Raw genomic sequence first — 22,741 nt, forward strand, 5'->3', positions numbered from 1 at the left:
GCCACGAGAGGCGAGCAACAATGACATCACAGTTTAAGCGTCTTCCACGCAAGACAACCGACCTCGCGTTGTTCGCTAATGCCGGGACGCTGGCTCAAAAAATCATTGCCACCGTTGTCAGTTTTACGCTCCTGCTTCAGCCAGTGCTTCTTCACGCACAGGACATATCGCCGGAAGTCGGAGGATCTTTTGAAAATCGCCCCGGGATAGGGGCTGCTCCGAACGGCGTACCGCTCATCGACATCGTCGGACCCAACAGCCAAGGTCTGTCGCACAATAAGTACAACACTTTCAACGTCGGCACGCCGGGCGTTATTCTCAACAACTACAACGGTGAGATCGGTACGTCAAAGCTGGGTGGCGCGACACCTGGTAATCCAAACCTTCAAGGCAAAGGTTCCGCCACGGTCATCCTCAATGAGGTCACGTCGCAAAACCGCAGTTCGCTTCTCGGTCCAACCGAAGTGTTCGGTGGCAGGGCCGATGTCATCATTGCCAATCCGAACGGGATCACCTGCGACGGCTGCGGTTTCATCAACACGCCACGCGCCACGCTGACGACGGGTGTACCTGACATCGGCTCCGATGGACGTCTCAATGGATTCACGGTCAACGCAGGGGATGTCACCTTCGGTCCTAGCGGTGGGAATTTTGCGCTTGGTGATGGCGCAGTCAGTCTGTTCGATGTCGTGTCCCGTACCATCCAGATCGACGGAACGATCTATGGCGAGGACCTGCGCCTGACAGCCGGGAAGAGCAAATTCGATTATGCCACGGGTGAGGCAACAGCGCTCGATGCCACCTCCGGGACACCTGAATACGCAATCGATGGCTCAGCACTTGGGGCCATGCAGGCCGGCCGCATCAAGATGGTCGTCACGGAGAAGGGCGCTGGCGTTCGCATGCGCGGCGACATGGCTGCCAACACAGGCGAGCTTTCGCTATCGGCAGACGGCAAGATTTCGATCGGCAATACGTCCGGCAATAAAAGTGTCAGCGTCTCTTCGAAGGGGAGTGTCTCGACCGGTCGTCTGACCTCGAAAAAATCAGTCTCGGTCAAGGCGGGGAAAGACGTCAACATCGCTTCGATCGGCGCAGAAGAGGCCATCCTGATCGATGGCGGGGCCGGCTTCGTTGATGTCGTCGGCACCCTTGGCGCTGGTAGCGCGATCACTATCCTGGCAGATGGACGTGTTGCGGTGGCCGACGTCTCCGCTGCGGGACCTGTTTCGTTATGGTCGGGGGCAGGATCCATCGGCATCAGCGGCACGGCCCAGTCCGCCGCGGCGATGTCGATTTCGGCTGCTTCAGGCTCGATTGCAGCGGGCGCGCTCCTTTCGAAAGGCGATCTGGCGCTGCTTTCCGGCCTTGATCTTGGGATTTCAGGGCTCGTGCTTGCCGAAGAGAATTTGCAGGCCTCGGCTGGTGGCAACATCCGCTATGGCAGTCTGGAAGCCAATGGCAACGTCTCGCTATCGTCAGCCGGCGGTGTAATCAGCCTCGATAAACGCACAGCCGCCGGTGGCGACATCAGGATCAGGCAGCAACATGCCGACCTTTCCAATAACAGGAGCGGACTTGCAACATCGGGTACACTCTACATTGATGCTAGTAATATCAATCTGGCCAATAGCACGCTGACGTTCGGCGGTATCGATCTTACCTCATCCGGAGTGACTGATCTGACGGGGACGCGGCTCAATGCCGTCGCTTCGAGCAGCACATCTCGTTCCGCTCAAGTGCCGGGCGATATTGCGATCACAGCAGATAGCCTCGTCGCCAACGGTGCTACCAATCTTCTGGCCGCACGTGATCTGACGCTAACACTCCCCCAGCTTGTCAATGCCGGCCAGCTTGCCGCTGGTAACGATCTGACGTTCAATGTCACCGGCAATCTCACCAACACTGCCACTGGCCTGATATATACCGGCAATGACGCGGCGCTTTTCGTGGGTGGCGTGCTTGCCAACGAGCAGGGGGCGATTGTCGCCGGTCATGATCTCACGATTGCGGGAAACGCTCATGGCGGGCGTAATGCGGCCATTGTCAACAGTTCCGGCTTCATCTCAGCCGGTCACAACATGTCGATCATTACTGCAAATCTGCGCAACGAAAGAACAACTGCACCTACCTACACAACACAGTTCCTCTCTAACGCGCTCGTTTCCGCGTATGACATATATTATGCGAGAGAGTGCGGGGATTGTTCGTCGCCCATCGAATTTTATAACCGCTCATTCGTCATCGGTAGCCCCATCCATCGCGTTTACCGGGACGTCGTCGAGGATCAGCTCATATCCTCAGGTAGTCCCGGAGCGCTGATCAAGGCGGGCAACACACTTTCTGTCGACACGGTCGATCTTACCAATGCCTATAGTGCAGTCGAAGCCGGCTCCGGCATGACGCTGAATGGCTCGGGCACGCTGACCAATCTCGGGCTGCAATTGCAGCGCACGACTTCGCTCAATTGCAATCAGCACGGCGGCTGCCAGTACTATCCGGATGTCATTTATGAGTGGCAGGAAACAAAAACGAGCGGCGACACAGGTGGTTGGGAAGGTTCATGGCAGGTCGCCGTGCCTGGCCCCAGCCCGTTCGGAACGCGGGATGCGTCAAAGGATATCGGGCCGGGACGAACCGTGGAAAGCGTTGAGGCGATCGGTGGCGTTACCGCGGCGATCCGCTCTGGCGGGGCGCTTGGTATCACCGGTTTTGCCGCCGTCAACAATACTGCTTCGGCTGGAACAATCGCCGACCATACCGCCGTTGCTACGGCTCAGCCTTCGAGCGATCCGATCGCACTGCTGGCCGGCGTAACGGCGAGCGGAGCGCTATTCACGCTTGGCGCCGTTGCTACCCCGCAGTCCGGCGGGTTTGGTGGCACCGTTCCCGGCCAGACATTCCTCTATGAGACCCGTGCCGCCTTCCTCGATGTCTCGAAATTCTACGGTTCCGGCTATTTCCTTGGCCGCATCGGTTACCAGCCGGATCGTCAGATCCAGTTCCTCGGCGACGCCTATTTCGAGAACCAATATATTGAGCAGCAGCTCAGATTGGCGACAGGCTCCGGTTTTACCGGGCAGGATTCGATTACCCAGATAAAACAGCTGCTTGACAACGGAGCCGCCTATCTGGGAGCGAACCAGCGCCAGCTCGGCCAACCGCTGACGGCTGAAGAGATCGCCAGCCTCACCGAATCCGTCGTTGTTTATGAGTGGCAGACGGTGAACGGCACGACCGTTCTTGCGCCGGTGCTGCATCTTGCCGCTGACGACAGGGAAAGATTGAACTCCGCTGGCGCGCTGATCGCGGGCAATCAGGTAACGATCGACACTGGCTTGCTTGCAACATCAGGGATGATTGCATCGACTGGCGATCTTACCGTTTCCGGTTCATCGATTGCGGCAATCGGCGGCTCCTTCAGCGCAGGCGGTAATGCTTCAATCAAGGGCGACGAGGGCATTCTGCTCGCCAACGCAAAGGTGACGGCCGGCGGCAATCTCGGACTGACGTCGAATGGAGACATCAATATCTCCGTTACCGAGAGGTCGACAACCAGCACCTTACGTGACAAGCGCAGCACGACGACGGTTGTGAGAACCACAAGTCAGGGTTCCGAGATCACCGCGGGCGGATCGATCACCGCCAATGCGGGTGGCAGCCTCAACCTCATCGGCAGCACGATTGCCGCTGATGGGACGGTCGGTCTGAAAGCGACTGGCGACGTGACAATTGCCGAAGCTGTCGACACCGCCACGATCGATTACACCTACAAGAAAAAGGGTGGCCTGTTCGGCGGTAAGAAACAGACGACAAGCCACACGGAAACCGAGACTGCCGTCGGATCATCGGTCAGTGGCGGGAAGGGTGTATCCATCGTCTCAGGTGGAGATACCGTTGTCTCCGCGTCGAACGTAACTGCTGGCGATGAGACCAACAAAGCCGATATCAACGTCAGCGCAGGGGGCGATCTGCTGATCGCGTCGGGCAAGAATACGGCGGAGTTCGAACAGAGTTCCTCCAGCAAGGGCTTGCTCTCCAAAAAAAGCTCGACGCAGTACAACTACGACGAAGCGACAGTAGGCTCCGAGCTTTCCGCCTCCGGCAACATCAAGCTGGATGCTGGCGGCAACACCGTCATAGCGGGGTCGAACATAACGGCCGGGGATGCGATCAGCGTCGCGGGCGACAGCGTCGCCATCATCGGGGCGGAGGAGCAGCACGCGCTGGAGAGCACCAGCAAGAAATCCGGTCTGTTCGCCGGTTCCGGCGGTGGCTTCCTTTCGCTCTGGGGCAAGGAGCAGAAAGAAAAGAGCCAATCATCTACCCTTAACGTTGGCTCTGCGCTGAAGGCGGGGACCGATGTCACGCTCACGGCACGCGAAAACGACGTGAATGTGATCGGCTCCTCTATCGCAGCCAGCAGTGACATCACGCTTGATGCAGCCCGCGACGTCAATATCACTCCTGGGGCAGAAAATGCCTCATCGCAGGAGAAGGAAAAACGCTCGGGCTTCGGCATTCAGGTGAAATCCGGCAATGGCAGCGCATCCATCGGTATCGGTTACGGCAAGTCGGTCGATCAGACCAGCCAGTCATCAGAGACTAATGCCAAATCCATCCTGTTTGCTGGCCGTGACCTCACGATATCAGCGGGCCGCGACGCCAACCTGCAAGCGGCTCGGGTATCCGCTGAGCGGGACGTGGCTATTCTCGCTGAGCACAACGTCAATCTGCTTTCCGCGCAGGACAAGTCCAACTACGAAAGCCTGCATGAGGAGTTTTTCGCGGGCGTAAGTCTGTCGGTGGCGACTTCTGTGGTGAACGCGGCTACCAGCGTAAGCGGCGCAGCACAGAAGCTTACGACCATCAATGATGGCTATTCTGCCGCGAATGCTGCCTTTGCCTCGCTGAAAGCCTATGATGCGCTTGATAAGATTGCCAAGGGCGGCAACCTTGCCTCGGCGTCGCTGACCGTGGGGTTCAGCTACCAGAAAGAAAGGGAAACCGCGCAATCCTCTGTCCCGGTTCCGACCGAGATACGCGCAGCGCAGTCGGTAACGATTGAGGCCGTCTCCGGGGATTTGACGAGCCATGGCGCACAAATCGCTGCAGGTTACGGTTCAGATGGACAGATCGTGATTTCCGACAATGAAAAAGCCGGTGATATTACGCTTAAGGCCGGCAAGGATATCATTCTCGAAAGCGCCCAGGCAACCAACAGCTCATCGACGAGCAGCATGTCAGGCGGTGCAAACTTCGGTGTTTCCGCTGGCGTCGGCATCAACGGTGTCAGCGCCGGATTGACGGGCGGGGCCAATGCGTCGGTCGGCAAGTCCAACGCCGATGGGACAACTCAAGTCAATAGTCATGTCAGCGGAACCGGTGACATAACTCTGAAGTCAGGAAACGATACGCGTCTCGCGGGTGCGGTGGTCTCCGGGGACACGGTCACTGCCAATGTCGGTGGTGATCTCACGATCCTGTCCGTGCCAGATACCGGTACAAACTCCAACCACTCCACCTCGGCCGGCTTCAGCCTCGGCGGAGGCCAGCTTCTGTCCGGGGTGCAAGTTGGCGGTGGCAGCGGTTCTGGAGAAACGAACTGGATCACTGAGCAGTCCGGCCTCGTTTCCAATGGAGCGATGGACGTCACCGTCGGCGGCAATACCCATCTGGGTGCCGGAAAGATCATCTCTGCAACCGGTGATCTCATACTCGATACGGGCACATTGACCCACGACAACTTTGAAGGCCAGAAGGGTTACGAAGGTTTCAGTGTTGATCTTGGTATCGATCTTTCCAGTGGAAAGGACGCAGCCGGTAACGCCACCACCAACCATACGCTGGAAGGTTCCTACCGGCTCGACGACACTCGCCAGACGGTACGCGCCACTGTCGGGCCAGGCGATATTGTCATTCGTGACCAGGAGCAGCAAGCGGTGCTGGAAAAGGACGGTGCTTCTACCGTGCCGCTCGACGAACTCAACCGCGATCCAAACAAGGCTTATGAAGTCACCAAAGACAAGCACGTCGATCTCGAGGTCTATATCTCCACCAACAGCTTGAATGCAGCAATTGAGGCAGGCAAGACGGTCACCGAAGTTATCGGCAGTGTCTTTGCAAAGATGGCTTCCGACGGCAATTTGTCATCCACAGATGCCCAATCGGCGACTGCAATCGCCTCTTATCGGGATGATCCTCGGGTTCTGGCTCAGTTGGAACAATGTGGAATACACGGGGGAACATGTCAGATTGAAATAGGTGGCGCAGGCACGTATTTCTTTTCGACATCTGGTGCTTCGATTTCTCTTGAAACATATAAGGCTATAGCCAAAGCTGAGTTACATTTCGTTGGCAAAGGGGGGACACCTGGAAACAATCAGGCCCAAAACAAGCAGGTAGACGATATAGTGCGAATGCTAGGACTAAGCCCAAACCAGCGCAGAAGGCTGCACGACGAGATTACGGGACAAGGCTATTCGTTTCACGAGATAAAGCAAATTGCAGTCGACATGTTTGACTTGAATTAGAGGTATTGCGACTTTGAATGGCGAACTTCTCAAAAATATCTTCCAACCCATAATAGGTGAGCCAGCTTGGCTGGTGCGATTGGGGCACGGAAGCTTCCTAACTTTCGAGTTTGGAAGGGCAGGTATACGGCGTATAGAGCCCACCACGAGGAAAAAGCGGCGAAGTATATCAGTTCACGGGGAATGGCATCTGTGGATTTATTGTTGTCGCTGGCACGTTTTAGATAATGCTGCTCTATTGGCGAGTAGCAATTCAGACCAGTCTCAGATGTCGAGGGCCGCGCATTTTCTCGACGGCCAAATTTTACGTTCGGTCTCTTACATACCAGATACTATGCGATGCCGGTTCGAGTTTGATTTAGGTGGGGTCTTAGAGACGTGGCTCAATACTGATGACCCCGCTGAACAGTGGTTACTTTACCACAATCAGGATGACGTATGGATCCTCAATGCTGCAAATGAACTCGAGGCCGCGCCGTATGATGAGAAGACGAACTAGGTCCTGTTGACAAAGTTATCAGTGATAATGCGATAAGATCGCTCCTAACGGAGGATTCGATGTCCGGACCTGATCGAGAAATACGACTTCGACTTAGTGTGCAACGCGCCTTACTCGGGGCCGTATCACCGACGCTCGCCGCCGTTATGTGCGGCTGGAGCGGCAACAAGATTGTGCTGGAATTCTTGATCGATCACGATTTCAGCGATGATGACCGACAACGCATGGAGGTGGTCGCATCGGAGGTCATCTCGGATTTTGGTTATGAAACAATAATGACTGTCTTCACGTCTCCACCATCGGATGGACCGCAGGTTCCGGTTGATAGGCGATGGTGGGCTTACAGGCGATTTGAGCCATTGCTGGGCTAAAGGCGTTGTGTGAAGTGCGGCAGCCAGATTTTTGCGGCGGCCAGCGAAAGGAACGCTTCGAAGGAAGTTCGGGTCTTGTCGTAACGGGGGGCAATCCGTCGGAACTGTCTGAGCCTGTTGAACATTCGTTCGATGCGGTTGTGGTCTTTATATACCTTGATATACCTTGAAGTCGCAGGGAGGCGGGTCTATTCATAGAGCATGATTCAAGACTGCCTTTTAGGAAGCGATTTTGGCTCGCGGCGACCTGACGGATTTGGAATGGCGGATTGTTGGAGGACTGCTGCCCACTGAGCGCGGGAGGAAATCTCGCCCTTCTCACGATAATCGGCAGTATCTCAACGGAATGTTGCATGTTCTGCGGGTCGGGTGCCCTTGGCGCGACATGCATGAGCGGTATGGCAAGTGGAATTCCGTCTACGTGCGCTTCCGCCGTTGGGCAGAACAAGGCGTATGGGATGTCCTGCTGGAGACGCTTGTCGAACTGGGCTTGACCGATGACTGGCAGCATATGATTGACAGCACCACGGTTCGCGGCCATTCTCAGGCTGCGGGCGCAAAAGAGGGACTTATAAGGAGGCTTTTGGTCGATCACGCGGCGGCTTTTCGACAAAAATCCACGCCCGTGCGGACGGTCAGGGACGCCCTCTCGGCTTCATCCTGACAAGGCGGTGAAGCTTCGGATTACAATACCGTTCCCGATCTGTTAGCCATGCCGGTTGCCAAGCCGAGGCTGTTTCTCGCTGATAAGGGCTATGACAGCGACGCTCTGCGCGAAGAGTTGCTGATCCACGGGGTCAGGCCCGTTATTCCTCCGAGGGCCAACGGCAAAGACCAACCCGCCTGTGACTTCACAGTCTACAGGGACCGAAATCGTATCGAGCGGCTGTTCAACCGGCTGAAGCAATTTCGTCGTGTCGCCACCCGATACGATAAAACCCAAAAATCCTTCGCCGCCTTTCTCGTGTTGGCCGCCGCAAAAATATGGTTGCCACACTTGCTCTGGTTCATGAGTTGTGCACCTTAGTTAAGACGGTAACACGTTGCAAAAAAAGGAGAAAATTCTTGTATGACTTCAATCATTTAGACCGAATAGCGAAAGACCTGATCGCAACTGGGAAGGCAGCGGACGCGATCAAGATTTATCTTTTCATGGCAGATGGCGACCAGTCGTTGGATGCCGGATATCTCGGGGAGCGGTTGGGAGAGTGTTATGAGAAGATTGGTGACCTGCATGCCGCAAAATATTGGTATGGAAGAGCGGTGGAGGAAAATCCCGACGTCAGGCTGATTTCTGTAGCAGCGCATAAAAGGCTCCACGAAGTCAGCATCGAAGCTTTTTTGGGCGACGCAGAAAAGTAGTTCTTAACGAGCACCTCAAGCTACTTTGTCAACAGAACCTATTCATAACGAGGGATTTGGATGGTCATAATGGAGGCGCTTGGAAGATGGCCACTTCCGTTAAGGACCTCGGAGGTAAGGGGACGCGCCTCGGAACTTATGACTCAAATCTGAATCGTATAGGGGATTGATAATGAACGTTAAAGACACAGATCATAAGGATTGGGCTAATAGAGGGAAAACCATTGAAGAGTTGATAAAGGAACTTCAGTCCTTTGAAAACCAAGGCTTGCCGGTAGAGATATCCATCGATGGAGGTGATGATGTCCGACCGATCAGTCTTGTAGGAAAAAAGGACGGGAAATGCTTGCTTATCTATCTGAATAAATAGTCTATCAACTCCAACTCGTCCACTACACCCGCACCGGCTCAGGACCGATTGCCGAGGAAGGTGTGAAGCGCATTGGCAACTCTGGGGCGGTTCAATATGCCAATTCACAAGAAGTTAGCTGCAGGAAATTAGCCTCAGTGAGCGACTGGCGCGACGTCTTTTCTTTTATCAGGACATGGAACGATTAATGGCGCTTATCGGTATCGATCTTGGAACCTCAAACTCTTTAGTGGCACACTGGACCGACCAAGGCGTGAAACTGATCGAGAATGCGCTGGGCGAGTTTCTGACACCATCGGTGGTCAGTATCGCGGATAACGGCGATGCTATTGTCGGACGTCCAGCTCTCGACAGACTGATTACTCACCCGGACAGAACGGTGGCATCCTTCAAACGGTGGATGGGGACAAATCATGAGGTGAAACTTGCGAAGAAGGCGTGGCGCGCCGAGGAGCTGTCTGCGCTTGTTCTGAGAAGCCTGAAAAGAGACGCAGAGGCCGCGCTCGACACCGAAGTATCTGATGTGGTTATTTCTATCCCGGCCTATTTCAGCGATCCGCAGCGTAAGGCCACCATCAATGCCGCGCATCTTGCAGGGCTGAATGTTACGAGACTTATAAACGAACCGACTGCCGCTGCGCTGGCCCATGGAATTGCGAGCTCAGAGGATGGGCAATTTCTGATCCTTGATCTCGGAGGAGGCACGTTTGACGTTTCCCTATTACACAAGTTCGACGGGGTTATGGAGATACGGGCGTCCGCTGGGGACTCTCTGCTAGGTGGTAATGATTTCAGGGACAGCTTGGCTTCACACCTCATGAACCTCCACGATCTCGATTTCGAAAGCCAGCGGCCTCTGGATCGGGCCAGGTTTCTGAACGAGGCTGAGCGGATTAAGGCAGCGCTGAGCGAGACCCAGGACGCGGTTTATCATATCAACGTCTTTGGAAAAGACGTTGAGGGCAAAATTACGCGACTGGAGGCAGAGGAGCTGTGGAAGCCGTTGATCACTCGGTTGCGGAGGCCGATTGAAAGGGTCATTCGCGATTCCGAAACAGATCCGTCGTCGCTCAGCCAGATTGTTCTGGTGGGTGGCGCATCGCGAATGCCGCTGCTCAAGACCATGACGACCCGCCTGTTCGGGCGGTTTCCACTGTCGCATCCCAATCCCGATCACGCCATTGCCATCGGAACGGCAGTTCAATCTGCGCTCCATGCACGGCACGAAGCGCTTGACGAGATCATCATGACTGATGTGTGCCCCTATACATTGGGTATTGCGTCGGTTGAGCAAGCCTACGGCCTAAACGAGTTGCTGATGTCGCCCATTATCGAACGCAACGCGATCATTCCGCAAAGTCGCGAGCAGTTTTACTCCACCACCGTCGATGGGCAGACCAAGATTGATGTACAGGTCTATCAAGGCGAGAACATGCGGCCTTCACAGAACATTCTGATCGGAAATCTGGAGGTGCCGGTACCGCTGGGCAAGGCCGGATCTCAATGCATTGGGGTCCGCTTTACTTATGATGTCAGCGGCGCGCTGGAGGTAGAGGTCAAGATTCGCTCGACAGGAGAAATTAAGCGTAAAGTGTTCCAAAACCAATCCAGTCTGACCGAAGCCGAAATCGCCCTGCGCTTCAAGGAGCTATCGAAAATCAAGTTGGCTCCGCGCGAGCAGCAAGAAAACCTCGCCCTGGTCGCAAGGGCGGAGCGCCTGTATGCCGAGGCAATCGGCGAGCAACGCCAACAGATATCAGCGTTAATGGCGCAGTTCATCGCGGCTCTGGATAATCAGAGACTGCGGGATGCGAGACCACTGCGGGAAACGTTTGCCAAACAGTTGGACGCGCTCGATCAAATGTGGGGCTAGCCGCAATGAGTGGTGATTGTTGGGCGTTTCTCGGCATCAAGCCCCTAAGTAACGAGGAGGCAATCCGCAAAGCCTATTCGCGACGTCTCAGAGATTTTCGCCCGGATGAGGATCCGACAGGGTTTCAGCTTCTGGTCGAAGCTCGCAAGCAGGCACTTGCGATCGTAAAGTCCCGGATGGCCGGGGTGCTAATCGCCTATCCATCTTCGCCTGACGACATAAGCATTGACGGAATTGCAGAGGGTTCCGGCAGTTCTGAAAATTCCGATAATCCGCCCGAGCCTGAAAATTACTCACAACGCGCCGTAGCGCCGTTTTTTTGGGAGCCCACGCAGAAGGAGAAAGCTGGAAAAGAAAGTCTACTGCGGCTGCTGGATGAGTTGGGTGAACTTATCAGCTTTGGAAGAGAACGGACACGCGGAGTTGCGCAGAAAGGCAACTGGCGCGTCGACAAATGGACAGAACTATTAAACCGCGCATCCAGTGAGCTAAGTTTTGCCGAACATGCAAACTTCATCCAAGCGCTTGCAAGAGGTATTGAGGGACTGTTGCCGCCCAAGGGTGATACAATCCCGTTGTCAGACTATACGGAGGGAAAAGGCATCGCTGCAATGGTCAACGCCATTGAACAGGGAGCGAATTTTTCGGAAAATCCAGGCCTTCTCGCTACGGTCTGTGGCTGGCAATCGGCAAAACACTATTTCGACTGGCTCGCCGAAGCGCAGCGCGGCAACGCTATTTTGTGGAGAAATAGTCAGGGGAAAGCGGCTTATTTCAATGGAAAAATCCCGCTCTTCCCCTTGGAAGATCAACCATCACATCTTGGAACAATCGATCTCAACTCATATTATCACGAAGCTCTTGAGAAGGGGCGCTGGCCTTTCTCGTTCGATTTCGCCAGAACGCTGATGCCGTCATACCACATCATGCGGTCGACAAATCTGTGGTTCGGCCTTACCATTTTCGGACTCACTCTTGTTACCGCCTATCTGACATTGGGAATAATAGCAGGCACAGACATTCGAATAGCCGCTGTCTCGCTTTTGTCTGTGCTGGCATTGCGGCTGACCTTTGCGGTCTTCTTCCGAAGGCTCACCCTTCGATTTCTGATCAAACGCATAATCAAAACGGATAAAAAACACATTTGGGAGCAGGTGCGTCGCCGCAATCACCTGACGCCTTATTCGCCTACCAACCCAGACTGGCTACTAATTTTTTTCACCGGCTTGGAACTATTCCCCCTTGTTGTTGGGCTTATCATCCTGGCGGATAGTGGCAGCAACATATGGAGTGCGAGGTATCTTTATCCCGAGCCCGCCGAAAAGCTCGTGACGAACACGGTTCTGCCAGCGTTCGATGCGGCAATCAAAGACGAGGCGTTTGGCTATGATTTATTTTTCGATTTCTTTCAGAGCATTCGATCAAGCAAACCGGACGGCTTTTCAACCCGCCTGATCACTCCCGATATTCCCGCTGGAAAGTTGCCTAACTTGCTATGGCTCCCCACCCTGACTCGGAACCAAGAGCGTTTTCTTAGAGCGAGCAGCGGTCCAACGCATACCGCCTTATTTGCGTCCCGCACTATTGATCCGTCCGCCAACAGGTTGCACGAGGTCCGAAACGCCAAACTGCGCGTTTGGTCGTTTCTCTATCGTATCGGTACGCCACGGATGCGTGTGGATATTGAGAAGGCTCTGAACGACTGGAGTCCTCTTATTAGAGATGCGAAATTCCGCAACGGTTGGCCGACCGAGCAGGCAATCTGGAGTATCATGGCTCCGGAGCTGCAGGGCTTTGTTTCCGCCGAAGACAAAAGTTTTCTTAGGAAGGCCGTTTTATCCGAGTTTGCGCGTCAGGCTAGGCGCTATGACGCAAAAGCGAAACCGGACGTTATCTATTCGCAATTCCATTGGGTGCTGTTCGCGCCTGATGCCGCATTGTTTCAGCCACAACCTCTTCTTGCCGACACACCGTTCCCAGAAATCAACCTTGATAATGAGTCCATCAAACATGAGGCTTTGCCCAACAACCCCATCCTGAGTAACTTCCTGCGGGGATGGGCAAGAGGGACGCAGCCCGACCGCATGGCCATGATTTCATCAACCGATAAGCTCCAAGTGCAGCCTGGAATGTTCTATATTGCACACGTGCCTGACATATCGGCATTGGCTGCGAGGCGTGCATTTTTCTTCCTTCTCGGCACGATGCTGGAGACCGACAATACGCTGCTCAGCTTGAAGATTTCGCGCCGCGGTCTTGCAAAACTTCCGGAGTCGCTTCCGGAGGACACTCCCGGTTTCTGGACCACGGCGACAGCGTATCTGCTACGGGCCCAACGACAGGAAACCGGTAAAAATCTGTCCCGGTTTTATATCGAGCACAACAGTGATGACGACGTCAGGGCAATCTTGAGCCGGCTTCTGGACGAGTTACATGGCACACCCGAAGGACAGAAGGTATGCAATTCTCGTCTTCATTTGCCAGGAGGCCCTTGTTTTGAGCTCTGAAAAAAATGCCAATAGCGCGTAATCTGATAGCAATTTTCCCTGAAACTACTTTCTACGGCAGCGTGGACATCGTTGTGGTGGCTAATTGGAAGACCACAGCCACAACCGGTGAAACATGGCGCGGAATCGGCGAAAAGCTGGCTCGCTTCATGTTCTGGTAATTTGAGGATTATCGTAAGCGGGTAGGCCACCCCACGTATCTTTCGTACTGCTGATCGGCGATTTTCTGCATGAGTCATGCGGAGAATTCTATGAGTGACAGTGTGAATCACCCTCGAACCTTTGAGGTTTTGACCGCGGAGCCCGTGCGAAGACGGCGCAAGCCGCGTGCCTGGTCGGATGACGAAAAGGCACGGATCGTCGCCGCGACGCTGCAGCCTGGGGCGAATGTCTCGGCGGTTGCCCGGTCTGAAGGCCTGGATCCTGGAGTGCTCCCCGTTTCACCGGACAGGTCGGCTAGATTGATTTAGCCCTGATGAACTGCCGAGGGGAAGCCATCTTGAGCGCGGAATGAGGATGGATTTCATTATAGTCCTCGATCCATCCGTCGATGAGCCGGAGCGCTGTTTCTGCGTCCGGTAGTGCTGCGATCCGGATATAATCCCGCTTCAGGGTTTTGACGAAGGCCTCCGACATGCCGTTCGACTGTGGGCTGGCGACCGGCGTGAAGCAGGGCGTCAGATTGAGTGCTTGCGCAAACAGCCTCGTGTCCCGCGCCGTATAGGCTGAACCATTGTCAGACAGATGCTCGATAGCATTCGGGGCTCGGGTTGCATGGAAGCGTTTCTCGACCGCCTCCAGCATCATGTCGCGGACGTCCGAGCCGGATATTCCGGCATTGGCGAGCGCCGTCCAAGCGATGATCTCCCGGTCGAAGGCATCGATGATGAAGGCGAGACGAATGACCTCGCCATTCCAGCAGGTGAACTCCAGGCCGTCCGAGCACCAGCGCAGGTTGGAGCGCATGACCATGACCTTGCCATCGTGGAGGCGGCCCTTGCGAACGGCTGTGTGCTTCTCCAGCAGCATGGCGTGGTTGCCCATGATGCGATGGACCCGTTTGGCGTTGACGACAGGCTGATCGGCGGCTCGCCTTTCGCGATTGAGGAGCGCGGCGATCCGCCGATAGCCATAGGTTGGCCTTTGATCCACCAGCCTGCGGATGGCGGGCAGAAGCTCTGCATCCTCGGCCTTGTTGTATGGCCCACGCGGCTTTGATCTGCCTTTCAGCCGCTCGATGAGGTTGGAACGGGAGACGCCCAGCGTGTCTGCGACGGCCTTCATCGCGAACCGTCCTTCGGCAACAAGATCGGCCGCGATATCCGTTTTTTTGAGTCCGCTTTGGAAAGGGCTTCGCGGAGGATTTCGACCTCCATCGTCTTGCGACCGAGCATGCGCTCCAACTCCCGGACGCGATCCTCCAGTTTCTTCACTTCCGAATTTCCGACAACCGGCTCGTCAGAATCCACGGCTGCAGCACCTCCCTCGCTCAAGAGCCTGCGCCACCGATAAAGCAAATTGGGCGCGACGCCATGACGGCGAGCGGTCGAAGATACCGTCTCGCCGGGTTCGAAACTCTGCTCAATGATTGTCAGCTTTTGCTCGGTTGTCCACCGCCTGCGGCGAACATCACCCGTCAGCAATTCAACGTGTCGATAGTCGTTAGACATAAGCCTATACCCAAGCCTGTGCTTGAGCCTTTCTGCTTATGCCGACTGTCCGGTCGAAATGGGGGGCAGTTCAGATCCCTCGCAGCTTTATGGGTGGCGTCGCAAGGCACTGGCATCGGGAGTTGTTGCGCCATTGGCGGAAGGAACGGGCAAGGCGATCAAGTTCGCGCGCGTTGAAACGGCAAGCAGCGGCTCGGTGGATATTGTCATTGCGGATATGGTGGTGCGCGTCGGCGGCAATTTTGATCCTGATCATCTGGTGAAGGTTCTGCAGGCGGTACGCAAGGCATGATCGCCTCGGGTGTGGTGGTCTATGTGTCGTGCCAGCCGGTCGACTTCCGCAAGGGGGCTGCGTCCTTGATGGCGCTGGTGCGGGATGGGGGACTCGACCCATTCAATGGCGCGCTTTACGTCTTCCGGTCGAAACGGGCCGATCGTATTCGGATTGTCTGGTGGGATGGCAGTGGTGTCTGCCTCTATTCGAAAACCCTGGAAGATCAGGGCTTCTGCTGGCCCGGCATATCGACGGCACGGATCCGTCTGGACCATTCGCAGCTGATGGCGTTGCTGGCCGGAATGGATTGGAAAAAGATCCGCCCGACCAAGGTCAGGCGACCCTTGTTGACGGGCTGACAGCACCTGCGACAAGATGAATCATGCCGCTGTAATGGTTGGGAAAACAGCTGTTTTTGTGCTCTACTCCTTCGCATGGATTTGCCCCTTCACGACCTGCCGGACGACGTGGACGCGCTGAAAGCGATGGTTCTCGCGATGGCGCGCGAGCAGGCGGCGAAAGAAGCGCGGCTGAAAGCTGCTGAAGCTGAGATCGTTCGGCTGGAGGCGGTGGAGAAGAATGCCAACGAGCGGATTGCCAACCTCACATCGATCCTGAAGGTTCTGCAGCGCACGCAACATGGCACCCGTTCTGAGCGGCTGCGTCTTGGTGTCAGCGATGAGCAAGTCTCCTTTGCCTTCGAGGAAGTCGAGACCGGTCTTTCGGAAATCCAGAGCGAGCTTGATCAAGCGGCCAAGGACAAGCCGAAACGAGCAGCACGTCCGCGCAAGGGTTTTGCCGCTCATCTTGAACGCATCGAGGAAGTGATCGAGCCGGAGATCCCTGCTGAATACGTGGGCTTGGAAAAGGTCCTGATCGGTGAAGATCGCTCGGAACGGCTGGATGTCGTGCCGCCGAAGTTCCGGGTCATCGTGACGCGCCGCCCCAAATACACCTTCCGCGGCCACGATGGCGTGCTCCAGGCTTTGGCACCGGCGCACATCATCGAAAGCGGCCTGCCGACGGAGCGGCTGCTCGCCTATATCGCCGTCTCCAAATACGCCGACGGCCTTCCGCTTTACCGGCAAGAGGCAATCTATCTACGCGACGGTGTCGAGATCAGCCGATCGTTGATGGCCCAGTGGATGGGGCATCTGGGCTTCGAACTTCAGATTTGCGCCGATTACATCCTTGAGCGCGTCAAGGAGGGTGAAAGGATCTTCGCCGACGAAACGACATTACCCACTCTTGCCCCTGGGTCCGGGAAAACGACGAAGGCCTGGCTTTGGGCGTACGCTCGCGATGATAGACCCTATGGTGGAACCAACCCGCCGATGGTGGCCTATCGGTTTGAGGACAGTAGGGGCGCTGACTGCGTGGTTCGTCATCTCGCCGGATTCAGTGGCATCCTGCAAGTTGACGGCTACTCGGCCTATACCAGTCTCGCCAAGACGCGCGCCAAAGACGGCAGCAATGAAACGATCCGGCTCGCAGGATGCTGGGCGCATCTTCGCCGCAAGTTTTACGACCTTCACATCAGTGGTGTCTCAAAGGCTGCAACGGACACGATCATCGCGATGACCGAGCTTTGGCGCATCGAGGATGAGGTCCGCGGCCGGGATGCCGACAGCCGATCCATGCTGCGTCGGGAAAAATCTGCAACCATCGTCTCCGGCCTCTTTGATCTTTGGGAAAAGGAACTGGGCAAGGTCTCTGGCAAGTCCAGGACCGCCGAAGCAATCCGTTACGCGCTCACCCGGCGCGAAGCACTGGAGCGCTTCCTGACGGACGGCCGGATCGAAATCGACTCCAATATCGTTGAGCGAGCGATCAGGCCCCAAACAATTACGAGAAAGAACAGTCTATTCGCCGGCAGCGAGGGTGGTGGACGCACCTGGGCGACGGTCGCCACCCTCTTGCAGACAGCCAAGATGAACAACGTCGATCCGCTTGACTGGCTCTCCCAGACCTTGACCCGCATCGCTCAAGGCTGGCCCGTATCTGAAATCGAGGCACTCATGCCCTGGAACTTCAAGTCCCACGCCATCGGCTGACCGCTTACGGATTATCAAAGCTGACGCCAGTGTTGTTGCCAGCGCACACTATCGGCTCAGTCCAAGCCCCTGAGACCGGCCAGTTGCTGTTTCAGTGCGTGGTCATGGCTGAGTTCTGCATGGCGTGCACGATGCACCAGGCCGGCGATTGTCTTGATCTGCTCAGCCTGCTTCGCGAGCTCCGGGCGTGCTGCAAGCTCTTCGGCAATCCTGCGAGGATCGGAGCTTCCCAACCGCTGGGTGAGTGCTTTGGCCACCGGCTTTGCCTCATCAAGCGCGGCTCGGCCCTCAGGTAACGATCGCAGCTCTTTGATGAACTTGCTTTGCCTCTCGACCGGCATCTTCTCCATCTTCGCAAGGATTTCGGCACTGCGGGGCGTGAGGCCAGGCACCTCGATCGCGTCACGCTTTTCGCGCTGCCATTGTTCGCTTTGACGTTCTTCGCCAAGCCGGCGCTCCCACGCCTCGGAGACATAGCCGATATGGGCAGAGAGAGACCTGGCATATTGCAGCGCCTCTTTCCGCTCCTTGTTGTTTCCGAACAGACCCGACTTGCCACGTAGCTCCCCGAAGCGTTCTGGCTGCTCGGCCATGGCCTTCGCCATGATCTTGCCATTGCCTTCCTTTTCGGTCATCGCGGTGCGCAGTCTCGCTGAGACCTCGGCCGGATCACGGAACACGCGCCGCACCAGAGATTCGACTGTATCGAATTGCTGATCGATGACGGACATTGCCCTCATCTGCGCCACCTCTTCGATGCTGCTTTCGTAACGGGTGATTGCTGGTACCAGCGGAGCTTGCTTACCGGTTTCCAGCGACGATTGCTGGCCGGCAGCTTCTGTCGGGGCAGGGGCGGCGCCGTCTTGCGACATGAGATCGGACCACCGGATGCGGCGATATCCTTTATTGTCCTCTGTCCTGTCGCCCTGCCGTCCGTCATCGATATTTCCGGCGAACTGATTGCGACGATCTTCGCGGCGAACAGGGCCGACCAGATCGCCGGCACGTTCCTCGTAAACCCGCTGACGCTCTGATGGCCGGTCCTGCTGCTCCCGCACCGGATGGGCCGCGCGGGACAGGACCTCTTGACGCTCATCTCGGGCGGAAGCAAGTTCAATCTCGCTTTTGACCCCGAGCTTCTCCGCGATGCCCCGCCGCTCGGCAAAGTCCCTGACATAGTCCAGCGTGGTTTCCTTCGCGCCGGAACGCGACAGGCGGTTTTCTAACTGCTGGTAGGCCAGTTCATCACCCGTAACGACGCGCCACGCATTTCGCTGGACCTGCGTACCGTCCGGAAGCGTGACAGGCGTGGCGCCTTCATGCTGCAGTCCAATCCTGTCCCCGATTGCGGGAGATGCCTCCTGCATGGCCCGCTTGAGATCGACGCCCCATACTGTGCGCTGCTCGCCCTTGTCGTTCTCCAGGGTCACAAAATAGCTGTCGCGTGATTGCGGATTATGCTTGTAGGACGCAATGCCGTGATCGACCAGCCGGCCGGCCTTGGTGAACTCCTGGCTGTCGGCATAGAGCTGCACGCTTTCGCGATGCCTGGTCATGGCAACATAGGTCAGATGCCGATCCATGGTGCGGGACGCCAGCACAAAAGAGCGATCGACCGTCGCGCCCTGGTTTTTATGGATCGTCGTTGCATAGCCGTGGTCGATCGCCTGGTAGCTGTCGGTCAGAATGCTGACACTGTCGCCACCTCGGACATCGAGCCGGGCGATGATCTTGCCCTTTTCGACATGCTCGACCGTGCCAAGCATGCCGTTTTTCACAGCGAGGTCGCGTTTGTTTTCGAGGAAGATGATCCGGTCACCGGCGGCGAAGGCGCGTTTGCCGTTATTGGTCTGGAACGTGCATTCTCCAACAACCTCACCATCCCCACGGTCCCCACCGGCGCTCGACCCGTGGCTGCGCTCCAGCCTTTGTCGGTTCTGAAGCTCGGAACGGATGGCGGCATTGAGGGCGCGCACATCGGCACGGCGATGCGCCATGGCAATCCGGGTGCCATCGGCACGCTTCTCACTGTCGGCGACATAATCACGCACGATCTGTGCCATCGCCGCGTCGCGGCTTTCCGCAAAGTGGATGTCACCGCGATCCCGGTAGGCGGCAAGGCCCTCGGCCGTCTTATGGGTCGCAAAGGCAACCGATGCCTGTCTCTGCCAATCATGGCGCTGGCGGCGAATGTCCGAAAGTTCGACATGGCCAATCTGCTCGGCTATCGCCCTGAAGGGTGCTCCGGCGCCGATTGCCTGCAGTTGCTCATGGTCGCCGACAAGAACGATCTTTGCACCGCGCTCTTCTGCTTCTGCGATAAAGCGGGCAAGCTGACGGCTGCCGACCATGCCGGCCTCGTCGATGACGAACACGTCACAGCTGCCAATCAGATCCCGCCCATGGTCCCAGCTGTAAGTCCATGACGCCAGGGTGCGGCTCTCTATGCCAGAGCTTTCCTCAAGACCCTCGGCTGCCTTTCCGGCCAGCGCCGCACCATGGACCTGATAGCCTTGAGCCTCCCACGCCTTGCGAGCGGCTGCGAGCATGGTGGACTTTCCAGCACCAGCGAACCCGACCACGGCCGCGATGCCTTCTGGGCCCGTAACATGTTTGATCGCATGACGCTGTTCGTCGGACAATCCTGTTGACGGATCGCTCGCAGCCACCATTCCGCCGGAGGTTTTCCGGATAGAGCGATCCTGCCTCTCGATTGCACGCGCGACATGGCGATGATCGACGCCATGGGAATGCGCCTGATGCAATCGCTTCGCCGACCGCGCCATTGCGAGCTCCAGATCGATCATCTCCCGCGTCGAATAGCGCGCATTGGACACGTTGCCTGTCTCAGGATCGATGCGCTCAGCCTGAAGCTCGACGAGCGCTGGTGATGCCATGACAGCCGCAAAAGTGTTCCGGAACGTCTGGGCGTCATCGTTGATATAGCGATGCAGGGTCCTGGCAATGTCGTGCCGATCGAACACACTCTTCTCATGGCTGATCAGCGTCAAAACCTGTTCCGGTTTTTGACGGATCAGCGCGGCATTTCGCCGTGCTGCCTTGTCATCCAGCCGGCCGCGCTCGACTGCCATCCCTCGCCGTTCCATCTGCGAGGCATGCACGCCCATATGCCCGGTCGGCGACAATTCGAGGCCGCGCTGAGCAAGGGAGCGATGATCGATGCGGACATCCAGACCTTCGCGTTGAAGCTGACGGATGGCGATGCCTTCCCATGACTGCCTGATATCTTGAATCTGCATGTCGGTTGTCGCCATACCGTTTGCCAACAGCCTTGCGTTCTTGTGCTCAAGACGGGTCTTCTCGCCAAGGCCGACCCGGCGAACCTCTCGCGTCGTCATCAGCACATGCGCATGGTAGTTCCGGATGTCACCATGCTCGCCTGGCGAATGGATGGCAAAATCCACTGCCGCGCCATAGCGGTTTGCCAGATCCTGGGCAAAGGCGCGTGCAGCCTTCAGTCGCCCCTCTGGCGAAAGCTCACGCGGAAGCGCGATTTCGAATTCGCGGGCAACGCGGGCATCCTTACGCTTTTCTGCAAACTCGGCAGCGTTCCACAAAGCCGACCGATCCAAGGCCCAATCGGCAGAAAGACCTTCCGGCAGCACGATCTCGATGTGCTCCACTCCTTCTTTCCGGGTAAAATCATGCACGAGACCATCGCGGTGATTGGTGAGGAGAACCGCGCAACGATAGGCGGCGGATGCCACAGCGCTGCGGCCGGATGAGCGCGAGACAGGTTTGGTGCTGAGATGATAAATCGCCAACCGAAATCTCCGATCCGCAAACGGGGAAATTCAGCGCTCAACTGCGGTGCAAGTCGTAAGTGCGCCCTTGTCTGTTTACCGGTGGTAACGCTAGCAACATCGAACAGGCATTTCGACTACTAAAAGTAGTAGTCGCCAAGTGGCAATTGCTCGTGTTTGAATAGGGACACAATCGCGTCAATCAAGGGAGGGCGATAGACGCAGGCTGATCGCACGGCGGAGGAGGGATAGGCGTCAAAGGGAGCCGGACAAGTGGAAGGAGATATTGGAGGCGCGGCTCGACAAACAGGAGCGGGCGCAGGTAACGCGCAGCGGATAGTCCCGTAAGACAGGCATTCGATTGGCGGCTACCAAAAATCGGAGTTTCAAAGAAGTTTACAATGGCCCATACAGGATACCGTCCAGAAACGGAGCAGACATGAAGACCAGCCTTGAACATTTGCCGGAACGAAAGCAACGCGAGCTTGCGCGCGTCGTCGGAATTATCCAGGAAGAGTTTGCTGATCTGGTGGAGCGCTCCAAGTCTGACGCCAAGAAAGACGGGCGGATTTTCAAAATCATTCTGTTCGGTTCTTACGCGCGTGGCACCTGGGTGGATGAACCGCATACGTCGAAAGGCTATCGCTCGGATTTCGACATTCTTGTCATCGTCAGCAACAAGGAATTGGCCGATCCCAAATACTGGGACAAGGCGACCGACCGGCTGATGTGGGACAAGGAGATCGAGACGCCCGTGGGACTCATCATGCACGGCGCCCGCGAGATCAGCAATTTTTTAAATGACGGCCAACCTTTCTTTGTTGATCTCGCCCGTGAAGGCATCGTCCTTTACGAATTCGACGACAGGCCGCTGGCTGAACCAAAACAGCTTAGACCTGCCGATGCGCTGAGAGTAGCCGAAGAGCATTTTAACGAAGAGATGGCTGCTGCTCGTTCGTTTCTCGATACGTCGCTGTATCTGAAAGACAAGCGGATGAAGCATGCTGTTTTCGAACTCCATCAGGCAGTGGAGAGCGCCTACAACTGCTACCTCCTGACACTGACAAACTATTCCCCTGCGTCGCACAACCTTAAATTCCTGCGTGGACTTTCCGAAGGTCGTGATCACCGTTTGATCGACATCTGGCCGCGCGATCGTCAGCGATTTACCACATGGTACAACATCCTGAATGAGGCCTACGTCAAGGCGCGCTATTCGAAGCGTTTCGAGGTTTCCGAAGAGGCGCTCACCTGGCTTCAGGAGCGGACCGCAGAACTTCACAAGCTGGTTGAGACGCTTTGCCGCGAGCACATCGAAAAGCTCGAACAGGCCGCGAACGCCTGCGACTGAGCTTCAGCGGCAGCACAAACTCTCCTGAGCTCAGGTAGCAGCCACCGCAGCGTCATGAACCATAGGGTCCGACCTTTTCTTTCAATCGCAATGTCGATCTCCTCATAGAAACT

The 22,741-nt window shown here is 56.4% G+C and carries 13 protein-coding genes and 3 pseudogenes; 13 read left to right on the forward strand and 3 right to left on the reverse strand.

Features of this window, described 5'->3' with window-relative positions; translation table 11 throughout:
- The first annotated feature begins 20 nt into the window (after positions 1-20).
- Entirely contained in the window at positions 21-6,533 is a 6,513-nt protein-coding gene (locus MRBLRC7O_RS22025) for a hemagglutinin repeat-containing protein (RefSeq protein ID WP_367727638.1), read from the forward strand.
- 558 nt (positions 6,534-7,091) lie between these two features.
- Positions 7,092-7,403 carry a MafI2 family immunity protein gene (locus MRBLRC7O_RS22030; RefSeq protein ID WP_111820983.1) on the forward strand — a complete coding sequence of 104 codons (312 nt, stop codon included), beginning with the start codon at positions 7,092-7,094 and terminating at the stop codon, positions 7,401-7,403.
- Here the strand turns inward: MRBLRC7O_RS22030 and MRBLRC7O_RS22035 are convergent.
- Positions 7,400-7,558 (reverse strand): annotated as a pseudogene (locus MRBLRC7O_RS22035) (IS5 family transposase); the annotation flags it as partial. The gene MRBLRC7O_RS22030 and the pseudogene MRBLRC7O_RS22035 sit on opposite strands and share 4 nt — an antisense overlap.
- 77 nt (positions 7,559-7,635) lie before the next feature.
- Here MRBLRC7O_RS22035 and MRBLRC7O_RS25560 point away from each other — a divergent pair.
- The 7 genes and pseudogenes from MRBLRC7O_RS25560 to MRBLRC7O_RS22075 all read left to right on the forward strand — a co-directional run.
- A pseudogene (locus MRBLRC7O_RS25560) lies at positions 7,636-8,430 on the forward strand (IS5 family transposase).
- Positions 8,431-8,468: 38 nt separating this feature from the next.
- Positions 8,469-8,765, forward strand: a complete 297-nt coding sequence (locus MRBLRC7O_RS22050) for a hypothetical protein (RefSeq protein WP_111820982.1) — start codon at positions 8,469-8,471, stop codon at positions 8,763-8,765.
- Between the two features lie 44 nt (positions 8,766-8,809).
- Positions 8,810-8,935 carry a toxin C-terminal domain-containing protein gene (locus tag MRBLRC7O_RS22055; protein ID WP_087746868.1) on the forward strand — a complete coding sequence of 42 codons (126 nt, stop codon included), beginning with the start codon at positions 8,810-8,812 and terminating at the stop codon, positions 8,933-8,935.
- A 2-nt stretch (positions 8,936-8,937) separates the two neighbouring features.
- Positions 8,938-9,135: a hypothetical protein gene (locus MRBLRC7O_RS22060; protein WP_044459931.1), complete on the forward strand. Its 198-nt coding sequence runs from the start codon at positions 8,938-8,940 to the stop codon at positions 9,133-9,135.
- Between the two features lie 187 nt (positions 9,136-9,322).
- Positions 9,323-11,008 carry an Hsp70 family protein gene (locus tag MRBLRC7O_RS22065; RefSeq protein ID WP_111820981.1) on the forward strand — a complete coding sequence of 562 codons (1,686 nt, stop codon included), beginning with the start codon at positions 9,323-9,325 and terminating at the stop codon, positions 11,006-11,008.
- Between the two features lie 5 nt (positions 11,009-11,013).
- The gene (locus MRBLRC7O_RS22070; RefSeq protein ID WP_367727640.1) at positions 11,014-13,515 is read left to right on the forward strand and encodes a hypothetical protein; all 2,502 of its coding nucleotides are present in this window, start codon (positions 11,014-11,016) and stop codon (positions 13,513-13,515) included.
- Positions 13,516-13,766: 251 nt separating this feature from the next.
- Positions 13,767-13,940, forward strand: a pseudogene (locus MRBLRC7O_RS22075) (transposase); the annotation flags it as partial.
- Between the two features lie 31 nt (positions 13,941-13,971).
- On the opposite strand, the gene MRBLRC7O_RS22080 reads toward MRBLRC7O_RS22075, so the two are convergent.
- Positions 13,972-15,185 (reverse strand): IS3-like element IS426 family transposase gene (locus MRBLRC7O_RS22080; RefSeq protein WP_112967582.1). Its coding sequence is split into 2 segments (ribosomal slippage): positions 13,972-14,849 and positions 14,849-15,185, totalling 1,215 coding nucleotides; the frame shifts between segments, so codons are not numbered across the junction.
- 133 nt (positions 15,186-15,318) lie between these two features.
- On the opposite strand from MRBLRC7O_RS22080, the gene MRBLRC7O_RS22085 reads away from it, so the two are divergent.
- From MRBLRC7O_RS22085 to tnpC, 3 genes are all read left to right on the forward strand, one after another.
- Positions 15,319-15,477: an IS66 family insertion sequence element accessory protein TnpB gene (locus MRBLRC7O_RS22085; protein ID WP_367727642.1), complete on the forward strand. Its 159-nt coding sequence runs from the start codon at positions 15,319-15,321 to the stop codon at positions 15,475-15,477.
- Positions 15,474-15,818, forward strand: a complete 345-nt coding sequence (tnpB, locus tag MRBLRC7O_RS22090) for an IS66 family insertion sequence element accessory protein TnpB (RefSeq protein WP_217005844.1) — start codon at positions 15,474-15,476, stop codon at positions 15,816-15,818. The genes MRBLRC7O_RS22085 and tnpB overlap by 4 nt, the downstream gene beginning before the upstream one ends.
- A 75-nt stretch (positions 15,819-15,893) precedes the next feature.
- Positions 15,894-17,513 carry an IS66 family transposase gene (gene tnpC, locus MRBLRC7O_RS22095; RefSeq protein WP_367727643.1) on the forward strand — a complete coding sequence of 540 codons (1,620 nt, stop codon included), beginning with the start codon at positions 15,894-15,896 and terminating at the stop codon, positions 17,511-17,513.
- Positions 17,514-17,569: 56 nt separating this feature from the next.
- Here the strand turns inward: tnpC and traA are convergent, their stop codons facing one another.
- The gene (traA, locus tag MRBLRC7O_RS22100; protein WP_367727644.1) at positions 17,570-21,298 is read right to left on the reverse strand and encodes a Ti-type conjugative transfer relaxase TraA; all 3,729 of its coding nucleotides are present in this window, start codon (positions 21,296-21,298) and stop codon (positions 17,570-17,572) included.
- Positions 21,299-21,716: 418 nt separating this feature from the next.
- Here traA and MRBLRC7O_RS22105 point away from each other — a divergent pair, with 418 nt between their 5' ends.
- On the forward strand, positions 21,717-22,628 hold the full coding sequence (locus tag MRBLRC7O_RS22105; RefSeq protein WP_367727717.1) for a nucleotidyltransferase and HEPN domain-containing protein: 912 nt from the start codon (positions 21,717-21,719) through the stop codon (positions 22,626-22,628).
- Positions 22,629-22,741: the final 113 nt, after the last annotated feature.

Source organism: Agrobacterium radiobacter, assembly GCF_040801995.1.
GTDB classification, from domain to species: domain Bacteria; phylum Pseudomonadota; class Alphaproteobacteria; order Rhizobiales; family Rhizobiaceae; genus Agrobacterium; species Agrobacterium radiobacter.

Excerpts from the sequence above, each read along its gene's own strand:
- MRBLRC7O_RS22025 (WP_367727638.1), top strand. The coding sequence starts at position 21 with ATGACATCACAGTTTAAGCGTCTTCCACGCAAGACAACCGACCTCGCG.
- MRBLRC7O_RS22030 (WP_111820983.1), top strand. The coding sequence starts at position 7,092 with ATGTCCGGACCTGATCGAGAAATACGACTTCGACTTAGTGTGCAACGC.
- MRBLRC7O_RS22060 (WP_044459931.1), top strand. The coding sequence starts at position 8,938 with ATGAACGTTAAAGACACAGATCATAAGGATTGGGCTAATAGAGGGAAA.
- MRBLRC7O_RS22065 (WP_111820981.1), top strand. The coding sequence starts at position 9,323 with ATGGCGCTTATCGGTATCGATCTTGGAACCTCAAACTCTTTAGTGGCA.
- MRBLRC7O_RS22070 (WP_367727640.1), top strand. The coding sequence starts at position 11,014 with ATGAGTGGTGATTGTTGGGCGTTTCTCGGCATCAAGCCCCTAAGTAAC.
- tnpB (WP_217005844.1), top strand. The coding sequence starts at position 15,474 with ATGATCGCCTCGGGTGTGGTGGTCTATGTGTCGTGCCAGCCGGTCGAC.
- tnpC (WP_367727643.1), top strand. The coding sequence starts at position 15,894 with ATGGATTTGCCCCTTCACGACCTGCCGGACGACGTGGACGCGCTGAAA.
- MRBLRC7O_RS22105 (WP_367727717.1), top strand. The coding sequence starts at position 21,717 with ATGAAGACCAGCCTTGAACATTTGCCGGAACGAAAGCAACGCGAGCTT.